The sequence below is a fragment of the Xanthomonas sp. WCS2018Noco2-27 genome, from assembly GCF_031843525.1.
Classification (GTDB): Bacteria; Pseudomonadota; Gammaproteobacteria; order Xanthomonadales; family Xanthomonadaceae; genus Xanthomonas.
This window is the reverse complement of record NZ_JAVTIK010000013.1, coordinates 71,301-87,171: the sequence shown is the minus strand read 5'-3', so window position 1 is coordinate 87,171 and position 15,871 is coordinate 71,301. Positions and strand designations below refer to the sequence as shown.

The following is a 15,871-nucleotide window of genomic DNA, read 5'->3' as shown; positions in this document are numbered from 1 at the left end:
CTTCATCGGAGGAATCTGTTCATGACCGAACCCTATATCGGTGAAATCCAGCTGTTCGGCTTCGATTTCAATCCTGTTGGCTGGGCGTTCTGCAATGGCGCCACCCTGCCGATCACGCAGAACACCACGCTGTACTCGCTGCTCGGCGTGGCCTATGGCGGCAACGGCAGCAGCACCTTCCAGTTGCCGAACTTTTCCTCACGCGCTGGCTGCCAGCAGGGCGCTGGGCCGGGGCTGACCCCGAAAACGCTGGGCAGCAACTTCGGCTCCGCCTCGGAAAGCCTGCTGAGCACGCAGATCCCCATGCACCAGCACGGCGCCAACGCGTTTTCGCAGCCGGACCTGACCAAGAAGACGGGCACGCCAGCCAGTGGTGTTGCCCTGTCGTCGCTGAGCGTCAACACCGAGCGCCCGTTTTTTGCAGTCGCGCCGGACAAGCAATTCTTCCCTAGCATGCTGTTGCCCACCGGCAACGGCCTGCCCCACGAGAACCGGCAGCCCTATCTGGCAGTGAACTTCTGCATCGCACTGCAGGGCGATTACCCGGTATTCGATTGAGGCCATGGCCCAGCGGCTCTCCAGCACGGCGGCGACGGCAGCGTTCGGCCACGGCCACGCGGTCGGGTCTGGTACGCAGGCCGTCGTCTTACGTTCGGAACGCGATACCGACCTGCCATGGTTGCAGGAGCTGTATGCCAGCACCCGTCGCGAAGAGCTGGCGCAGGTGCCTTGGCCGGACACGACCAAGCGTGCGTTTCTGGACCAGCAATTCGACCTGCAGCGCGCGCATTACCGGCAGCATTTTGCCGATGCCGACTTTCTGATCGTTGAGGCCAACGATGCGCGTATCGGCAGGCTCTATCTGCATTGCACTGCGCCCCAGCACACCTTGATCGACATCAGCCTGCTGCCGGACTGGCGTGGCCGCGGCATCGGCTCGCACCTGCTTGCGCATGCGCAGGCACGCGCCCGCGAGGCCGAGTGCCCGCTGTCATTGCATGTGCTGCACGCCAATCCTGCCGCGCAGCGCCTGTATGTCCGCCATGGATTCGTTGCAGGCAGCAGCAACCAGACCCATCTGCAGATGCAGTGGCATCCGCACGATCACCTGGTCAGTTGAGCGCGCTCAATTAAAGATGGCCTGATACAGAAACCCATCGCGCTCGCGTGCCACCGGCACCAGAAAGATGCCGATCTCGCCTAGCCGCGCATGGCGCATCTGATAGGTCTGCTGCGGAAACAGAAACGCCGAGCCATTGCGGAACAACAGCGAGAACGGCGCGCGTTGCGCGTTGCGTGCGTCCTGCAGCGGCCGCGCCTCCACCAACACAAACGGCACCTCGCCCTCGTTCAATGACGCAGCGAAGGTTTCATTGACACTCCCGGCGAAGTGTTCAAGCGTCAGCAACTCCATGGATGATTCCTTGGCGACGATGGAGATGGATCCTCGCGTCTTTTGCGCTGGCACCACAAGACGGCGATGCCAACAACGCGACGCACTCGACAGATCGGAAGGACCGGCAGGAACCCTCAGACGAAACACCTGACCGCGAGAAACGTCACGACGGTGCAGGTATCGCCAGCTGTGCCGAGCGATACCCGCTAATCACCCTACTGCTGCGTACGTTGAACAGCAATGACACGCAGTGCTTCAGTCCCTGCGTTACGGGACACGCTGTTACGCAGATGGCGACATGCTCAGCCACATCGCTTGCCGCATGAATGCGACAATACTGCACGCAGCGGTTCGGTTATGTTCAGCCGTGTGACGGCTACTCTATTGCGTTGGAATTCTGTTAAAGGCTTCGATGACGGCGTCCGCCTCTCCTGTCGTGCAGTTGTCCGGTGTCCGCATCGATCGCGGCGGGCGGACGATTTTGCGCGACGTTTCGCTCGATGTGCCGCGCGGCAGCATTACCGCTGTGCTCGGCCCTTCCGGTAGCGGCAAGTCCACGATGCTGGCGGCGTTGACCGGCGAACTGCGCCCGGTCGCCGGTACGGTGACCTTGTTCGGTAGCCCGATCCCGCATGGCAGCCGAGCGTTGCTGGAAATGCGCCGTAATGTCGGCGTATTGCTGCAAGGCAACGGCTTGCTCACCGACCTGAGCGTGGCCGATAACGTCGCACTGCCGCTGCGCACGCATACGCGCCTGCCGGCGCCGGTGCTGCAGCGGCTGGTACAGATGAAGCTCCACGCCGTGGGCCTGCTTGCTGCCGCCGATGCCTGGCCACGTGAGTTGTCCGGCGGCATGGCGCGACGTGTGGCGCTGGCGCGCGCGCTGGCGCTGGACCCGCCATTGATGATCTACGACGAGCCGCTGACCGGGCTGGACCCGATCGCCTCGGGCGTGATCATGAGCCTGATCCAGCGCCTCAACGACAGCCTGGGTCTGACCAGCATCATCGTCAGCCACCACGTGCACGAGACGCTGCCGATCTGCGACCAGGCGGTGGTCATCGCCAATGGCGGCATCGTGTTCGCCGGCACGCCGGCGCAATTGCAGGACAGCACCGATCCGTTGGTGCAGCAGTTCCTGCACGGCCAGCCGGATGGTCCGATCGCCTTCGATGCCGCACCGCGCCGCGACCGGAGTGCTGCCTGATGGCCATGGTTGAATCGATCCGCGCTTTCGGCCGCGCCGGCTTGTTTTCGCTGACCGTGCTGCGCGGCTCGCTGCCGACGCGCGATTTCATCGCCGAGCTGGTGCGCGAGATCTACAAGGTCGGCGCGCGCTCATTGCCGATTATCGCCGTGGGCGGCGCCTTCGTCGGCCTGGTGCTGACGCTGCAGGGCTACCGCACGCTGACCACCTACGGTGCGTCGGACGCGCTGTCCACGCTGCTGGGGCTGTCGCTGTACCGCGAGCTGGCACCGGTGCTGACTGCGTTGTTGTTCATCGGCCGCGCCGGCAGCTCGATCGCCGCCGAACTCGGCCTGATGCGCGCCACCGACCAGATCAAGGCGCTCGAACTGATGGCCATCGACCCGGTGGCCAAGGCAGTGGCGCCGCGGTTCTGGGCAGCGGTGCTGACGGTGCCGCTGCTGACTGGCGTGTTCTGCTCGCTGGCCATTACCGGCGGCTACTTCGAAGCCGTACACGTGTTGGGCATCGACAACGGCACATTCTGGTCGGGGCTAAGCAACAGCGTCGATTTCTGGGACGACTTCGGCGTGGCGATGCTCAAGTCGGCGATCTTCGGCGGCACGGCTGCGCTGGTGGCTGCCTATGTGGGCTTCCATGCCGAGCCGACCATCGAAGGCACCTCGATCGCCACCACCCGCGCGGTGGTCAACGCCTCGCTGCTGGTGCTGATGTTCAACTTCGTCCTTTCTGCAATGTTGTTTAGGTGAGATAGCCCATGGCCATGCGTGGACCACGACTCGAATTCGCCGTTGGCGCCTTTTTACTGCTGACCCTGGCCTCGCTGCTGGTGTTGGCGGTGGCCTCGACCAATCAGCGCTGGGGCTTCGGTTCCAGCCAGTACACCTTGATCGCGCGCTTCAGCCAGATCGGCCAGCTGCGCGCGCAGGCGCCGGTGAAGATCGGCGGCGTGACCATCGGCAAGGTATCCGAGATCAACCTGGATCCGACCAAGTTCGATTCGGTGGTGACGCTGTCGCTGGACACCAAATACAAGGATCTGCCCGCCGACACCTCGGCCGGCATCTTCACCAGCGGCTTGCTGGGCGAGAGCTATATCGGTCTGCAGCCGGGCGGCGACCCGGAAACGCTCAAGCCGGGCGAAGAGATCGGCTTCACCCAGCCGGCAGTGGATCTGCTGCAGCTGGTCGGCAAGTACATGTTCAGTGGTGGCGGTAGTGGTGGCAGCAATGCCCCGGCCGCCACCGATGGTCAGGCGCCGGCGCCTGCCCAGCCCGCTTCTCCCTCTACGGAACCTCACCACCAATGAAAACCACCCTGCTCTCCGCCATCCTGGCCTCGACCCTGCTGGTGTGCGCACCGGCCACCGTGCTGGCCCAGCCCGCCGCCGCCAGCGCGCCTGCGCAAGGCGCGGCCACCAAGACCGTCATCGACAGCAGCACCCGCATCCTGACCACGCTGGACCAGCGCCGCGCCGAGTTCCGCGGCAATCCGGCCGCCCTGCGCCAGTACATCAATGGCGAATTGAACAAGGCCTTTGACCGCGACTACTCGGCCCGTCTGGTGCTGGGCGTGCACGGACGTGGCGCCTCGGACGCGGACATCAAGCTGTTTGCCGACGCGCTGGCCGAGAACCTGATGCAGCGTTACGGCACCGCGCTGCTGAACTTCGAAGGCAAGCCGACCTTCCGCGCCAAGTCCGAGAGCGCGCTGCCGGGCAACCGCGGCGTCAAGGTCTCCACCGACCTGCTGCGCGCCGGCAACGACCCGACCCCGGTCGACTACCTGATGCGCAACAGCGGTGGCCAGTGGAAGATCTTCGACGTGATGATCGAAGGCATTTCCTACGTGCAGACGTTCAAGACCCAGTTCGACGGCCCGTTGCGCGAGAAGGGCATCGCCAAGGTCGCAGCGGAACTGCGCAGCGGCAACCTGCAGGTTGGCGCGGCACCGGCCAATGGCAAGTAACAGCACCGTGCAACGCAACGGCGACACGCTGGCATTGGCCGGCGTGCTCGACCGTGCGGCGGTCACTGCGGCCTGGCCGCAGGCGATCGCCCAGTTGGATGGCGTGCGCACGCTGGACCTGACAGGTGTACAACGCCTGGACAGTGCCGGCGTTGCGATGCTGGCCGAACTGGCCGCGCGGTTGCGCGGTAACGGCACTGCGGCGGTGGTGGGTGAGACGTCCGGTCTGGACGAATTGCGCGCCGCCTATCGCTTGTCCCCCACTCTCGATTTTCAGGCCTGAGCGCCACGCCATGACCCAGTTACGCACCCTCCCCTTGCTGGCCTGCCTGTTGCTGGGCGCCTGCGCCAGCCACGCGCCGAAGTCGGCACCGCCGTCGGCCAATGCCGATACCGCACCCAGCACAGCAACACCGGTGCGTGACGATGCCGGGGTGACCGCGCAACCGGCCGCTGCGGGTTTCGCCGCACCCGATGCACTGCCTGCCGGCGTGGCCGCCGCGCCTGCCGAGCAGTCCGCTGCCGGCAGCGATGCCGGTGCTGCAACTGCAGGTGCACCCACCTCGGCCGAAGACGACTTCGATGCCTTGTACGGTGCAACGACCCCGCAGGCCGGTGCCAATGGCGCGCCTGCGCAGCCAGGCGCCCCCGCCTACGACCCGTGGGAGCGCTACAACCGCGGCATGCATCGCTTCAATCTGGCGGTGGACCGTGGCGTGGCGCGTCCGCTGGCGACGGCATACACCAAGGTGGTGCCACAACCGGCGCGACTGGGCGTGACCAACTTCTTCGACAACCTCGGCACGCCGCTGACCATGGTCAACCAGTTGCTGCAGGGCCACCCGGTCTTTGCGGTGCAGTCGCTGGGCCGCTTCGTGATGAACTCCACGTTGGGCGTGGCCGGTCTGTTCGACCCGGCCTCCGCCGCCGGCATTCCGCGCCGCAGCGAAGACTTCGGTCAGACCCTGGGTGCCTGGGGCTGGCGTAACTCGCGTTACTTCGAGCTGCCGCTGTTTGGCCCACGCACCGTGCGCGACACCGTTGGCCTGGGTGGCGATATTCCGCTGTCGTGGGTGCGCCAGGTCGACGATGGCGGTGCGCGCTTTGCACTGCAGGGCTTGCAGCTGGTGGATACGCGTTCGCAGCTGATGTCGCTGGATTCGCTGCGCGACCAGGCTCCCGACGAATACGCGCTGACCCGCGATGCCTGGATGCAGCGCCGCAACTATCAGATCGTGCGCGACCTGCGCAGCCGACGTACCGAAGACGGCGAACTGCCGGACTATCTGCGCGAAGACAAGGACAGCACCGTGCCGGTGGACGCGATGCCGATTCCGCAGTGGATTCGTTGATCGGTTGCGCTGTGGTGTGACCTGCATGCGAAAGCCCGGGAGCGATCCCGGGCTTTTTGCTTTGTGAAGATCATGCAGATGATGACGTGCGCCAGTATCCAGCACGTCCGCCTTGATCCCTGCGTGTTTTTAGCGCGGCCAACACCACCCGGCAAGTAGTCGTCAGTCGTGCGCTCGGCACCGGAGCGCACAGGTGGTGTATGCCGGTGCCGGGCAGCGGCTGCGCACCGGCGGTGAGCGCAAAAGATGACTGGCCGCCGTTAGATCTGAAACCCATTGAGATTGCCCGTCCGCAGCAGACCCGGATGACGTTGTACTCAGCCCTCGGCAGTGGCGCCTTCGAAGGTGCGCGGCAGTGCCTGATAACCGGAACCAAGCACTGTTCTAATCTCGCTGGTCTGCGCTTTGCGGATGAACTGGATGAGGCTCGTTCCGGCACAACGGATCGAGAAGCAGGCGCGGTCGATGACATAGAACTTGAAATCGTCCTGGTCGCGGCGCCAGCACAGATACTCACCGTTGATGCTGCTGCCGTAGAAACGAAGCGCGTCGAAGAAGTGGGCGATGTCACGGCTTTCGTCGTCATAGGGTTCAAGGCAATCGAGATCGCCGATCGCGATGCCGTCTTCCAGGTATTGGTCGACCAGCGAATGAACTTGATCGTGGAGTTCGACACCTCGGACGAGCAGACCGTCATTGCCGAACATGCTGAAGGGCATCTCGATGACGAAAAGGCCGTTGGTCGTGCCGTAGCCGAATGTGCGTGCAAACAGCGCGTAGGAAGGCGGCAGCGGGCCGATCTGCGCTTGGAGGTCTGAGATCTCGTCGGCAGATGCCGTGCGCGTGATGGTCGCACGATCAAAAAGCTGAGTGAGGTCGTCGGTCATCCAGAGTTCCTTCGAAAAGACGCCAGGCAAGTCGCTCGTTATCAGCCGGCGCGGCAAGTGCTCGCCCCCAACGCCGCGTCTACTGCTGGTGCGCTGTCGTTGCGAGACGTAGGTGATTCGTTAGCGTCGCGCGGATCTGCATCATTTCGCCTGCCTCGCCGCGGCCGCGCTTGATTCGCGTGCCTGGTTTGGCAGGACGTGCTCGATGCAGGCGGTTACTGTCATCTTCAATCGCAAGAAAATCGACGCATCATCTGCGCGTGGTCACATCCGTTTGCGGAGGCTTGGGATTTTGAACGATAGCCAGGAAGCCAACAGGCAAAACGCAAAGCCGACCACAAGCACAACCGCAATCATTGGCCACTTTTCCATCCATTCGATACGGTAAAAGCACGTTGCCGGCTCGCCATTGATGAGCGCGCCATCAGGACATGGATTGGCCAGGCGGCTGTGGTACCACAGCGCCAGACCGGTGACGCAGGCAAGCACGCTGATCAAGATCAGCATCAGAACACCGGCTCGAACGCGTGTCTTGCCTGGCATTGAAGGACGGCTGCCTGCTTTATGCAGCCGCAGCCAATGCGGCATCCACGGCTGCGCGCAGGCGCGCATCGTCTGCCGGCACATCGGGAGCGAAGCGCTCGATGACGGTGCCGTCGCGGCCGATCAGGAATTTTTCGAAGTTCCACAGCACGCCCGGTGCGGGGTTTGCGGCAATGCCATAGCCGGCGAGTTTCTCGCGCATCGGGCCATCGCCGGTGGCGCTCGGGCGCGCGCTGGTCAGGGCCTGATACAACGGATGGGTGTCTGCACCGGTGACGGCGATCTTGGAGAACATCGGGAAGGTGACGTCGTAGGTGAGTTGGCAGAACTGGGCGATCTCCGCCTCGCTGCCGGGTTCCTGGCCGTTGAAGTCGTTGGCTGGGAACGCCAGCACTTCCAGGCCCGCCGCATGCTTGTCGCGGTACAGCGCCTCCAGGCCTTCGTATTGCGGGGTGAGGCCGCACTTGGAGGCGACGTTGACCACCAGCAGCACCTTGCCGCGGTAGTCGGCCAGGGTGGCCGGTGCACCATCGATGCGTGTCACCGCAATGGCGTGGATGCTCGAAGTCATGGGTGCGTCCTGATTGGCGGGAAGCACCAGAGCATAAACCGCCGGGCGCGCGCGAGCGATGTCGCCCGCGCGCGCATCAGCCGGTCAATCGATACACAGCGCCGCCTGGCCCTTGCCACCCACTACAGCCTGACGGCAGCCGAAGCGATCGCTGTCGCGCTGGCAGGTGCCGGTGGTGGCGGTACCGGCCGGCACGATGCTGGTGGCCAGGCAATCGCCGCTGCAATCGGCCTTGTCGGTGCAGGTCTTGCCGGCATCGGCATACGGCACGATGCAACGCGGAATCTGCATGCGGCCCACCGGGCGCAGCTGCCCGCCTTTTGCGGTGCAGGCGGCTGCGTCGGCGTTTGCGGTTTGCGATGCGGGCGTGCTCGCGGATGCGGCCTCTGCGCGAGACGCAGGTGAGTTGCTGCAGGCAGCCAGCAGCAGCGCGGACAGTGCCGCGTAGATCCAACGGGTCGACATGCCAATTCTCTTTGAAAGGTCAGGTACGCAGGATCGCGATGCCGATGTCTGCGTGGTGTGCTTGGCACAGGACGCAGAAAGATGATGCCTCGACCCTGCTGTTGTAGGAGCGCACCCGGACGCGATGAGGCGTTACCGGTAATGCCTTGTCGCGCCCGGGTGCGCTCCTACCTACGGTGTGCTGTCTCTTGGGCAGGGGCGCTGCTGCATCGCCGTTTGCGGTCGAACTACTTCTGCGCTGCGCAGGCCGCATTTGAGGGTGCGCGGCTGGCGGTGTAGGAGCGGACCTGGCCGCGATGAGGCGTTACCGGTAATGCCCTGTCGCGCCCGGGTGCGCTCCTACCTATGGTGTGCTGTCTCTTGGGCAGGGGCGCTGCTGCATCGCCGTTTGCGATCGAACTACTTCTGCGCTGCGCGGGCCGCATTCGATCGTGCGCGTCCTGCGGCTGGTGGTGTAGGAGCGGACCTGGCCGCGATGAGGCGTTACCGGTAATGCCTTGTCGCGCCCGGGTGCGCTCCTACGTTTGCTGTCTGTTGGCTGGCGTCTGCGGGTGGATCACTCTTGCTCGTCGCCGATTTCGTCGTCATTGCCGTTGTCGTTGCCGCTGTCGGCATCATCCAGCAGCGCTTGGGATTGGTCGCCGGACAAGGTTTCCACACCGCGCAGGCGGCGTTCGATGGTGCGGGTCTTGCGGCTGGCTTCGCCGAGGCTCTTGCCGACGGTGCTGATCTGCCGCTCGGCCTTCTCCAGAATGCCGGCGAACTTGCCGAACTCGCTCTTCACTGCGCCCAGCACCTGCCAGACCTCGCTGGAGCGTTTTTCGATGGCCAGCGTGCGGAAGCCCATTTGCAGGCTGTTGAGCAGGGCGGTGAACGTGGTCGGGCCAGCCAGTACCACGCGATGTTCGCGCTGCAGCAGATCGACCAGGCCGGCGCGGCGGATGACTTCGGCGTACAGGCCCTCGGTGGGCAGAAACATCACCGCAAAATCCGTCGTGTGGGGCGGGCTGACGTACTTGTCGCTGATGGATTTGGCCTGCACGCGGATGGCGCGCTCCAGCTGCGCGGTCGACTGCTTGATCGCGTCCAGGTCGCCCTTTTCCTGCGCGTCGATCAGGCGTTCGTAGTCCTCGCGCGGGAACTTGGCGTCGACCGGCAGCCACACCACCGTGTCGTCGCCGCGCCCGGGCAGGCGGATCGCAAAATCCACCGCTTCGGCGCTCTCGGGTTTGACCCGCACGCCGCGCGCGTACTGCTCCATCGTCAGCGTCTGCTCGAGGATGTTCTCCAGCTGCACTTCGCCCCAACCACCACGGTCCTTGACGTTGCTGAGCACGCGCTTGAGATCGCCCACGCCGGTGGCCAGTTGCTGCATTTCGCCCAGGCCGCGCTGCACCTGTTCCAGGCGCTCGGAGACGAGCTTGAAGGACGCATCCAGACGCGTGTTGAGCGTGGTCTGCAGTTTTTCGTCGACGGTGGCGCGCATCAGCTCCAGCTTGCTGGCGTTGTCACTTTGCAGGCTGGCCAGTTGCTGTTCCAGCGTGGCGCGCATCTCGCCGATGCGCAGCTCGTTGCGCTGGGTGAGTTCGCTCAGGCGCTGGCTCAGCGCTTCGGTGAAGCGTTGCTGCGACTCGCCGGCTTCGGCGCGGCCCTTGCGCGCATCCTCGGCCAGCGCTTCGCGCAACGCGGCCATGTGCGTGTCGGTGCGTGCGATCAGGTCGGTCAGTTGCTGGCCGAACACGTGGATGCGGGTTTCCTGCTGCTGGCCGAAGCCTTCGAGCTGGGTGCGCAGTTCGGTGAGCCGCAGGGTCAGCAATTCGCCGGTGCGTTGCTGGGCCAGGCCGCTTTCTTCGCGCGCCTTGCGGGCATCTTCGCCAAGGGCATCGCGCAGCAAGTCCAGACGTTGATCGGTGCGGGTGGACAGTTCGGTGAGATTGCGCGCGAAGGTTTCCAGACGCGCATCCTGCTGCCGCGCCAGGCCTTCGAGTTGCTCGCGCAGTTCGCCGCGACCGTCGCGTTGTTCGGCGCGCAGCGCCAGCTCCAGACCGCTGGTGGAAGGACGCCGCAGCAGGGCGAGCAGCTGCAGCACGAGGACTACGACGAGCAGTCCGAGAAGGATCAGGGATTCGGATGACATGCGCGCAGTGTAACGGGGCCGGTCGCAACAGCTGCCTCAGCGGCTTGGCGACTGGATGCATCGGTGCGGGGGCATGGCGCGGTGCCCGGTGGGTTGGCGCAGGTTCGCACTCGGCGGGCGGCGGTAGCTGCGACGCGGGCGTCGAGCTCATGCAGGGGTTTGCCTGGATCACTGCGCGAAAAAGTGATGACACGCTAAGGTGAGCAGCCTGCCAAATCTGCGACAGACCATGCTCGAACTCTACGGAAAGCCGACCTCCATCAATGTGCGCAAGGTGCTGTGGCTGTGCGAGGAGTTGACGCTGGACTACACGCTGCATGGGTATGGCAGCGGATTTGCCTCGGTGGACACGTCGGCGTTTCGCGCGCTCAATCCCAATGCGTTGGTGCCGGTGATGCGCGATGGCACGGTGGTGCTGTGGGAATCGAACACCATCTGCCGGTATCTGGCCGCGCGCAGCCACCGCGACGATCTGCTGCCGAGTGCGCCCGCTGCACGTGCACTGGTCGAGCAATGGATGGATTGGCAGGCCACCGAGCTCAACAACGCCTGGCGTTACGCGTTCATGGCGACGGTGCGTGGCAGTGCGACGCATACCGATGTGCAGGCCATTGCAGCCAGCGTGCGCGAGTGGAATCGGCATATGACCATCCTCGACGCACAGCTGCAGCGCGGCGGTCCGTTCGTACTCGGGGCAAACTTCACCCTGGCCGATATCGTGCTGGGCTTATCGACGCAGCGCTGGTTTGCCAGCCCGATCGATCGGCCGGAGTTGCCTGCGGTGGAGGCGTATTACGCGCAGCTCGGACTGCGCGCCGGGTTTCGGCGGCATGGGTGTCATGGGGTGGCTTAGCGGTGCCGTTGTGGCGGCCTATGGGTCATCTGTCTGCGTAGCTTCCGGACACGCAGCCGCATCGCCTCAACCCAAATCGCATCACCACCGATAGCTTTGCTGCAGCGCGTTGGGCGACACTCGGCGATTCTTTTGGTTCCTTCGAGGTCCGCATGTCGTCTTGGCTCCGGCGCAAATCCATCGATCAGGTCACCGTGCACGAGGCCGGCCGGCAACTGGTGCGCAGCCTGAGTTGGCCGCATCTGATTGCGCTGGGGATCGGGGCGATCGTCGGCACCGGCATCTACACGCTGATCGGCGTGGGCGCGGACAAGGCCGGCCCGGCCGTGCTGCTGTCCTTCGTTGCCGCCGGCATCGTGTGCGCCTGCGCGGCGCTGGCGTATGCGGAAATGGCCACGATGATGCCGGCCGCCGGCAGTGCCTATACCTACAGCTACACCGCCTTGGGCGAGAGCATCGCCTGGGTGGTGGGCTGGAGCCTGGTGCTGGAATATTCGCTGGTGGTCAGTACCGTGGCGGTGGGCTGGTCGGGCTATTTCGTCGGGTTCCTGCAGTGGGTGGGAGTCGACCTGCCACATGCATTGATTGCCGGGCCGCACGCGGGCGGTATCGTGAACCTGCCGGCGGTGGTGATCACCTTTTTGGTGGCCGGCATGTTGATGGCCGGCACCAAGGAGAGCGCCACGCTCAATGCGGTGCTGGTGGTGCTGAAGATCATTGCGCTGGCTGTGTTCGTGGCGATCGCCTTGCCGGCCTTCAACAGCGCCAACCTGCAGCCGTTCATGCCGTATGGCTTCTCCAAGGCGATGGGGCCGGACGGTGTGGAGCGCGGGGTGATGGCGGCAGCAGCGATCATCTTCTTTGCGTTCTATGGGTTCGATGCGATTTCCACCGCCGCCGAAGAGACCAAGAACCCGGGGCGCGATCTGTCGATCGGTATCGTCGGTTCGATGATCGGCTGCACGCTGATCTACGTGCTGGTGGCGCTGTCGGCAGTGGGCGCGTTGAGCTTCACCGTGTTCAGTAAGAGCCCGGAGCCGTTGGCGTTGATCATGCGCGAGCTGGGCCACGGCAAGGCGGCGTTGGTGATCGGTGCGGTGGCGATCATCGCGCTGCCGACGGTGCTGCTGGCGTTCCTGTACGGGCAGAGCCGGATCTTCTTTGTGATGTCGCGCGACGGGCTGTTGCCGCGCGGCTTGTCCAAGGTCAACGCCCGCACCGGCACGCCGGTAGCGATCACCTTGTTCACCGCGGTGCTGGTGGCGGCGTTGGCGGGTGTGGCGCGGCTGGACGAAATCGCCGCGTTGGCCAATGCCGGCACGTTGGCCGCGTTTACTGCCGTGGCGGCATGTTTGCTGGTGTTGCGCGTGCGCGAACCCACCCGTGCGCGGGCGTTCCGCACGCCGCTGGCCTGGGTGGTGGGACCGGTAGCGATCCTGGGCTGCCTGTATCTGTTCTGGAGCCTGCCGAGCAAGACGCAGCTGTGGTTCTTGCTGTGGAATGTGTTGGGCGTGGTGGTCTATCTGGCGTATGGGCGGCGGAATAGTCGCTTGGCGAAGGTTGGGTAGTTCCATCTCCCATCGGGAGAAGGTGGCCCGAAGGGCCGGATGAGGGGCGCCCCAGATATCTTTCAGTGCCATGCATGACGAACGCGTCACCACGCGCCTTCAAGGTTGAATCGTCGATGGGAAAGTCTTGGCGGTAGCAGTCCTGTGCTGCACGACTGCTTGCGGATGCGCGCTGACCACTCCCTTCTCCCATCGGGAGAAGGTGGCCCGAAGGGCCGGATGAGGGGACGGGCGAAACCTGGTGTTATCCAATTTGATCAGGGGCTTCGCTCCGTACCCGCGCCCCGGCCCGCGCTAGCAGCGCGGGCGCTCCCAGGCACGCGCGCCAGTGGCGCGCAAGCCGTGCCTTATCACCCCGCAGGAGAGGGGCTTTAGCGCATGCTCCGACAACGTCAGGGCTTTCCCTCGCACTCCCCGCAACCAGGGGAGAAGCTTTGGCTCAAGGCGCGGCTGCAGGCGTGGCGCAGAACGAGGTTGGGAGTGCATCCGCTTGCGTGCCCCAGCCTTGCGTGGGCGCCTGCTTGGTGAGCGCAAACGACAAGGTGCCGCCTTGCTGCAATTGCGCCCAATCCAGGAAGACCTTGGTCTGCGGCGTGCCGTTCAAGCGCACGCCCTGCACGTACTGCAGCGCGCGGCCATCGGCGCCGGGGGCATCGATGCGCAGGCGTTTGCCGTTGCCCAGGTCCAGCGTGGCGCGCTTGAAGCGCGGCGCATGCAACAGGAACTCGCCGCTGCCCGGCACCGCCGGATACAGCCCCAAGGCGCTGAACAAATACCAGGCCGACATGGTGCCGAGGTCGTCGTTGCCGGTGACGCCGTTGGGCGCGTTGGTGAACAACTGCTGCGCGGCACGCACCACGGTGGCGGTCTTCCACGGCTGGCCGATCAGCGTGTACATCCACGGCGCGTGCAGGTCGGGCTCGTTGTTGGGGTTGTAGCGGTACTGGTTGTAATAGCTGTACGGGCCGACCACCCAATGCGTGCGCGCACCGTTGAGCGGGTCCTTGAGCAGGTCGTCATAGGCGAAGAAGGTGTCCAGGCGTTTGCCTGCCTGGTCGCTGCCATGCATGGCCTGCAGCATGCCGGGGATGTCCTGCTGCACCAGCCATTGGTATTGCCAGGCAGTGCCTTCGTGGAAGCCATGTTGCGAGCGTGGGCTGTACTGGTCGTTGGATGGCGCGTACCAGCTGCCATCTTCCAGGCGTGGACGCGGGAAGCCGGCAAAGCTGGTGTCCGCATCGCGCACCGTGGCGTCCCAGACGTGATGCCAGTTGCCGCCGCGCGCACGCAGCTGGGTGCTGTCGTCGGCATGGCCCAGGGCTTGGGCCATCTGTGCGAGCGCGCAATCGGCCAGGGCGTATTCCAGCGTGGCCGAGCCGCCGTGGTGCGGGTCCACGTCCATGCCCTTGGACGGAAACGCGCGGTCGTATTGCACGAAGCCATTGGCGAGATAACTTGCGTTGCCCGAGCGCCCCGAATGCCGCGAGTTGATCGGCGGTTGGCCGAAGGCGTTCTGCCGTAGCGCGGCGTAGGCCTCGGCCTCGTTGCCCTGCAGCGCGCCGAAGCGCCACAGGTCGACCAGGAACGGCGTCACCGGATCGCCGGTCATGATGTTGGTGTCGTAGTTGGCGTAGCCCCAGCGCGGCAGCCAGCCGCCTTGCTGATGGATCGCCAGCAGCGAGCGGCCGATGTCGCGCGCGCGCTGCGGGCGCAGCAAGGCGAGCAACTGGTTCTGCGAGCGATAGGTGTCCCACAGCGAAAAGTACTCGTAGTAGGTCCAGCCCTCGGCACGATGGATCGCATCGTCATAGCCGCGGTAGCGGCCATCGGCATCGCTGCCGGTGAGCGGCTGCAACAAGGCGTGGTAGAGCGCGGTATAGGCCACGCTGCGGTCGTCCTTGCTGGCGCCGTCCAGCTGCAGGCTGGCCAGTTCGGTGCGCCAGACCTGCTGCGCGCGCTGACGCATCCGCTCCAGGCTCAGCAGCGTGCCGCCCTGCATGCCTTCGGCGCGCAGGTTGCTGCGTGCGCCGTCGGCATCCACATGCGAGATGGCGCTGACCACGGTCACCGCGCGCGCGTCCTTGCCCTTGCCCAGCGGAAAGCTGAGCCAGGCGCCATTGGGTTTGAGTTCGCCGCCCATGCCGTGACGCGCGCCGGGCACGCCGCCGTCTTCGCCCCACACCCCGTGCGCGGTGAACGGGCGATCGAATTCCAGCCGGAACCAGGTGGTGTATTCGTGGCCGCCACAGAAACTCTGCGTGACCAGTTTGCCTTCCACCACACGGTCGCCCACCAGCTGCACCTGGCTGCCGATCACCACGTGGCGGTCGTTGGCCTGGGCCACGTTGATCAGCAGGTGGCCGGTGTCGGCGCCGGGCGCGAAGGTGTAGCGCTCGGCAGCGGCGCGGGTGAGCGCAGTGGCTTCGGCGTCGATGCCGCCGTAGTCGGTGAGCCGCACCTTGTAATAACCGGCCTGGCCCACTTCGCCGGCATGCGTGTAGCGCGCTGCATAGCGTTTCTGGTCGAAGGTCTTGGCGTCGGCGGTGTCGAAATCGCCACCCGGGCCGATGCTGCCGGTCACCGGCAGGATCGACACCTGCCCGCCCTGCTCCCAGCAACCGGCGCCGGACAAAAACGAATGCCCGAAGCCACGAATAGTGGGGTCGTCGTAGCGCCAGCCGGCGTAGTGCGCGCCGATCGGGCTGACCTGGATCAGGCCGAACGGAGCGGACGCGCCGGGATACGTATTGCCGTCGTCCTTGCTGCCGATGAAGGTGTTGACCTGCGCCGGGTCCTGCGCGGCCAGCGGCGGCGCAACCGCTATGCCGAGCAGGCAAAGGGCAGCGGCGCGGCGCCACCAGGAACAGGACACGGACGCTGCGGGGGTGGCACAGGACACGACAGACAACATGCGGGAATCACCT

Annotated in this window: 17 protein-coding genes; 10 read left to right on the top strand and 7 right to left on the bottom strand. The window is 65.1% G+C overall.

Translation table 11 applies throughout. From position 1 onward, the window contains the following. The first annotated feature begins 21 nt into the window (after positions 1-21). Both RQH86_RS18255 and RQH86_RS18250 read left to right on the top strand, forming a co-directional pair. Positions 22-558, top strand: coding sequence for a tail fiber protein (locus tag RQH86_RS18255; RefSeq protein WP_311239205.1), 537 nt, complete (start codon positions 22-24; stop codon positions 556-558). Between the two features lie 4 nt (positions 559-562). Next, positions 563-1,120, top strand: a complete 558-nt coding sequence (locus RQH86_RS18250; RefSeq protein WP_311239204.1) for a GNAT family N-acetyltransferase — start codon at positions 563-565, stop codon at positions 1,118-1,120. Positions 1,121-1,126: 6 nt separating this feature from the next. Here RQH86_RS18250 and RQH86_RS18245 read toward each other — a convergent pair whose 3' ends face one another. Continuing rightward, entirely contained in the window at positions 1,127-1,414 is a 288-nt protein-coding gene (locus RQH86_RS18245; RefSeq protein WP_311239203.1) for a hypothetical protein, read from the bottom strand. A gap of 394 nt (positions 1,415-1,808) precedes the next feature. On the opposite strand from RQH86_RS18245, the gene RQH86_RS18240 reads away from it, so the two are divergent. From RQH86_RS18240 to RQH86_RS18215, 6 genes are read left to right on the top strand one after another with little or no spacing between them, the layout of a single operon-like run. After that, a complete protein-coding gene (locus RQH86_RS18240; RefSeq protein ID WP_055852468.1) occupies positions 1,809-2,603 on the top strand; it encodes an ATP-binding cassette domain-containing protein in 795 nt (264 codons plus the stop codon). Continuing rightward, the gene (locus tag RQH86_RS18235) at positions 2,603-3,352 is read left to right on the top strand and encodes an MlaE family lipid ABC transporter permease subunit (protein ID WP_055852470.1); all 750 of its coding nucleotides are present in this window, start codon (positions 2,603-2,605) and stop codon (positions 3,350-3,352) included. The genes RQH86_RS18240 and RQH86_RS18235 overlap by 1 nt, the downstream gene beginning before the upstream one ends. An 8-nt stretch (positions 3,353-3,360) precedes the next feature. Next, positions 3,361-3,912, top strand: coding sequence for an outer membrane lipid asymmetry maintenance protein MlaD (gene mlaD / locus RQH86_RS18230; protein WP_115526514.1), 552 nt, complete (start codon positions 3,361-3,363; stop codon positions 3,910-3,912). Further along, complete coding sequence (locus RQH86_RS18225; protein ID WP_115552364.1) at positions 3,909-4,571, top strand: ABC transporter substrate-binding protein; 663 nt, start codon at positions 3,909-3,911, stop codon at positions 4,569-4,571. Before mlaD ends, RQH86_RS18225 begins: the two co-directional genes overlap by 4 nt. After that, the gene (locus RQH86_RS18220; RefSeq protein ID WP_311239202.1) at positions 4,561-4,854 is read left to right on the top strand and encodes an STAS domain-containing protein; all 294 of its coding nucleotides are present in this window, start codon (positions 4,561-4,563) and stop codon (positions 4,852-4,854) included. Before RQH86_RS18225 ends, RQH86_RS18220 begins: the two co-directional genes overlap by 11 nt. A 10-nt stretch (positions 4,855-4,864) precedes the next feature. Further along, positions 4,865-5,923: a VacJ family lipoprotein gene (locus RQH86_RS18215; protein ID WP_311239201.1), complete on the top strand. Its 1,059-nt coding sequence runs from the start codon at positions 4,865-4,867 to the stop codon at positions 5,921-5,923. 317 nt (positions 5,924-6,240) lie between these two features. Here the strand turns inward: RQH86_RS18215 and RQH86_RS18210 are convergent, their stop codons facing one another. The 5 genes from RQH86_RS18210 to rmuC form a co-directional block, all read right to left on the bottom strand. Next, positions 6,241-6,810 (bottom strand): hypothetical protein, encoded by a 570-nt coding sequence (locus tag RQH86_RS18210; RefSeq protein WP_115560752.1) that lies wholly within the window; start codon positions 6,808-6,810, stop codon positions 6,241-6,243. A gap of 264 nt (positions 6,811-7,074) precedes the next feature. After that, a complete protein-coding gene (locus tag RQH86_RS18205) occupies positions 7,075-7,317 on the bottom strand; it encodes a hypothetical protein (RefSeq protein WP_104615525.1) in 243 nt (80 codons plus the stop codon). 55 nt (positions 7,318-7,372) lie between these two features. Beyond that, the gene (locus RQH86_RS18200; RefSeq protein WP_311239200.1) at positions 7,373-7,924 is read right to left on the bottom strand and encodes a glutathione peroxidase; all 552 of its coding nucleotides are present in this window, start codon (positions 7,922-7,924) and stop codon (positions 7,373-7,375) included. An 84-nt stretch (positions 7,925-8,008) separates the two neighbouring features. Beyond that, positions 8,009-8,389, bottom strand: coding sequence for a hypothetical protein (locus RQH86_RS18195; RefSeq protein ID WP_055852496.1), 381 nt, complete (start codon positions 8,387-8,389; stop codon positions 8,009-8,011). Positions 8,390-8,945: 556 nt separating this feature from the next. Then, the gene (gene rmuC, locus RQH86_RS18190; protein ID WP_311239240.1) at positions 8,946-10,478 is read right to left on the bottom strand and encodes a DNA recombination protein RmuC; all 1,533 of its coding nucleotides are present in this window, start codon (positions 10,476-10,478) and stop codon (positions 8,946-8,948) included. Positions 10,479-10,755: 277 nt separating this feature from the next. On the opposite strand from rmuC, the gene RQH86_RS18185 reads away from it, so the two are divergent. Both RQH86_RS18185 and RQH86_RS18180 read left to right on the top strand, forming a co-directional pair. Continuing rightward, positions 10,756-11,379: a glutathione S-transferase gene (locus RQH86_RS18185; protein ID WP_311239199.1), complete on the top strand. Its 624-nt coding sequence runs from the start codon at positions 10,756-10,758 to the stop codon at positions 11,377-11,379. Between the two features lie 152 nt (positions 11,380-11,531). Next, positions 11,532-12,947, top strand: coding sequence for an amino acid permease (locus tag RQH86_RS18180; protein ID WP_115552372.1), 1,416 nt, complete (start codon positions 11,532-11,534; stop codon positions 12,945-12,947). A gap of 439 nt (positions 12,948-13,386) precedes the next feature. Here the strand turns inward: RQH86_RS18180 and RQH86_RS18175 are convergent, their stop codons facing one another. After that, positions 13,387-15,858: a GH92 family glycosyl hydrolase gene (locus tag RQH86_RS18175; protein ID WP_311260625.1), complete on the bottom strand. Its 2,472-nt coding sequence runs from the start codon at positions 15,856-15,858 to the stop codon at positions 13,387-13,389. Positions 15,859-15,871 lie beyond the last annotated feature (13 nt).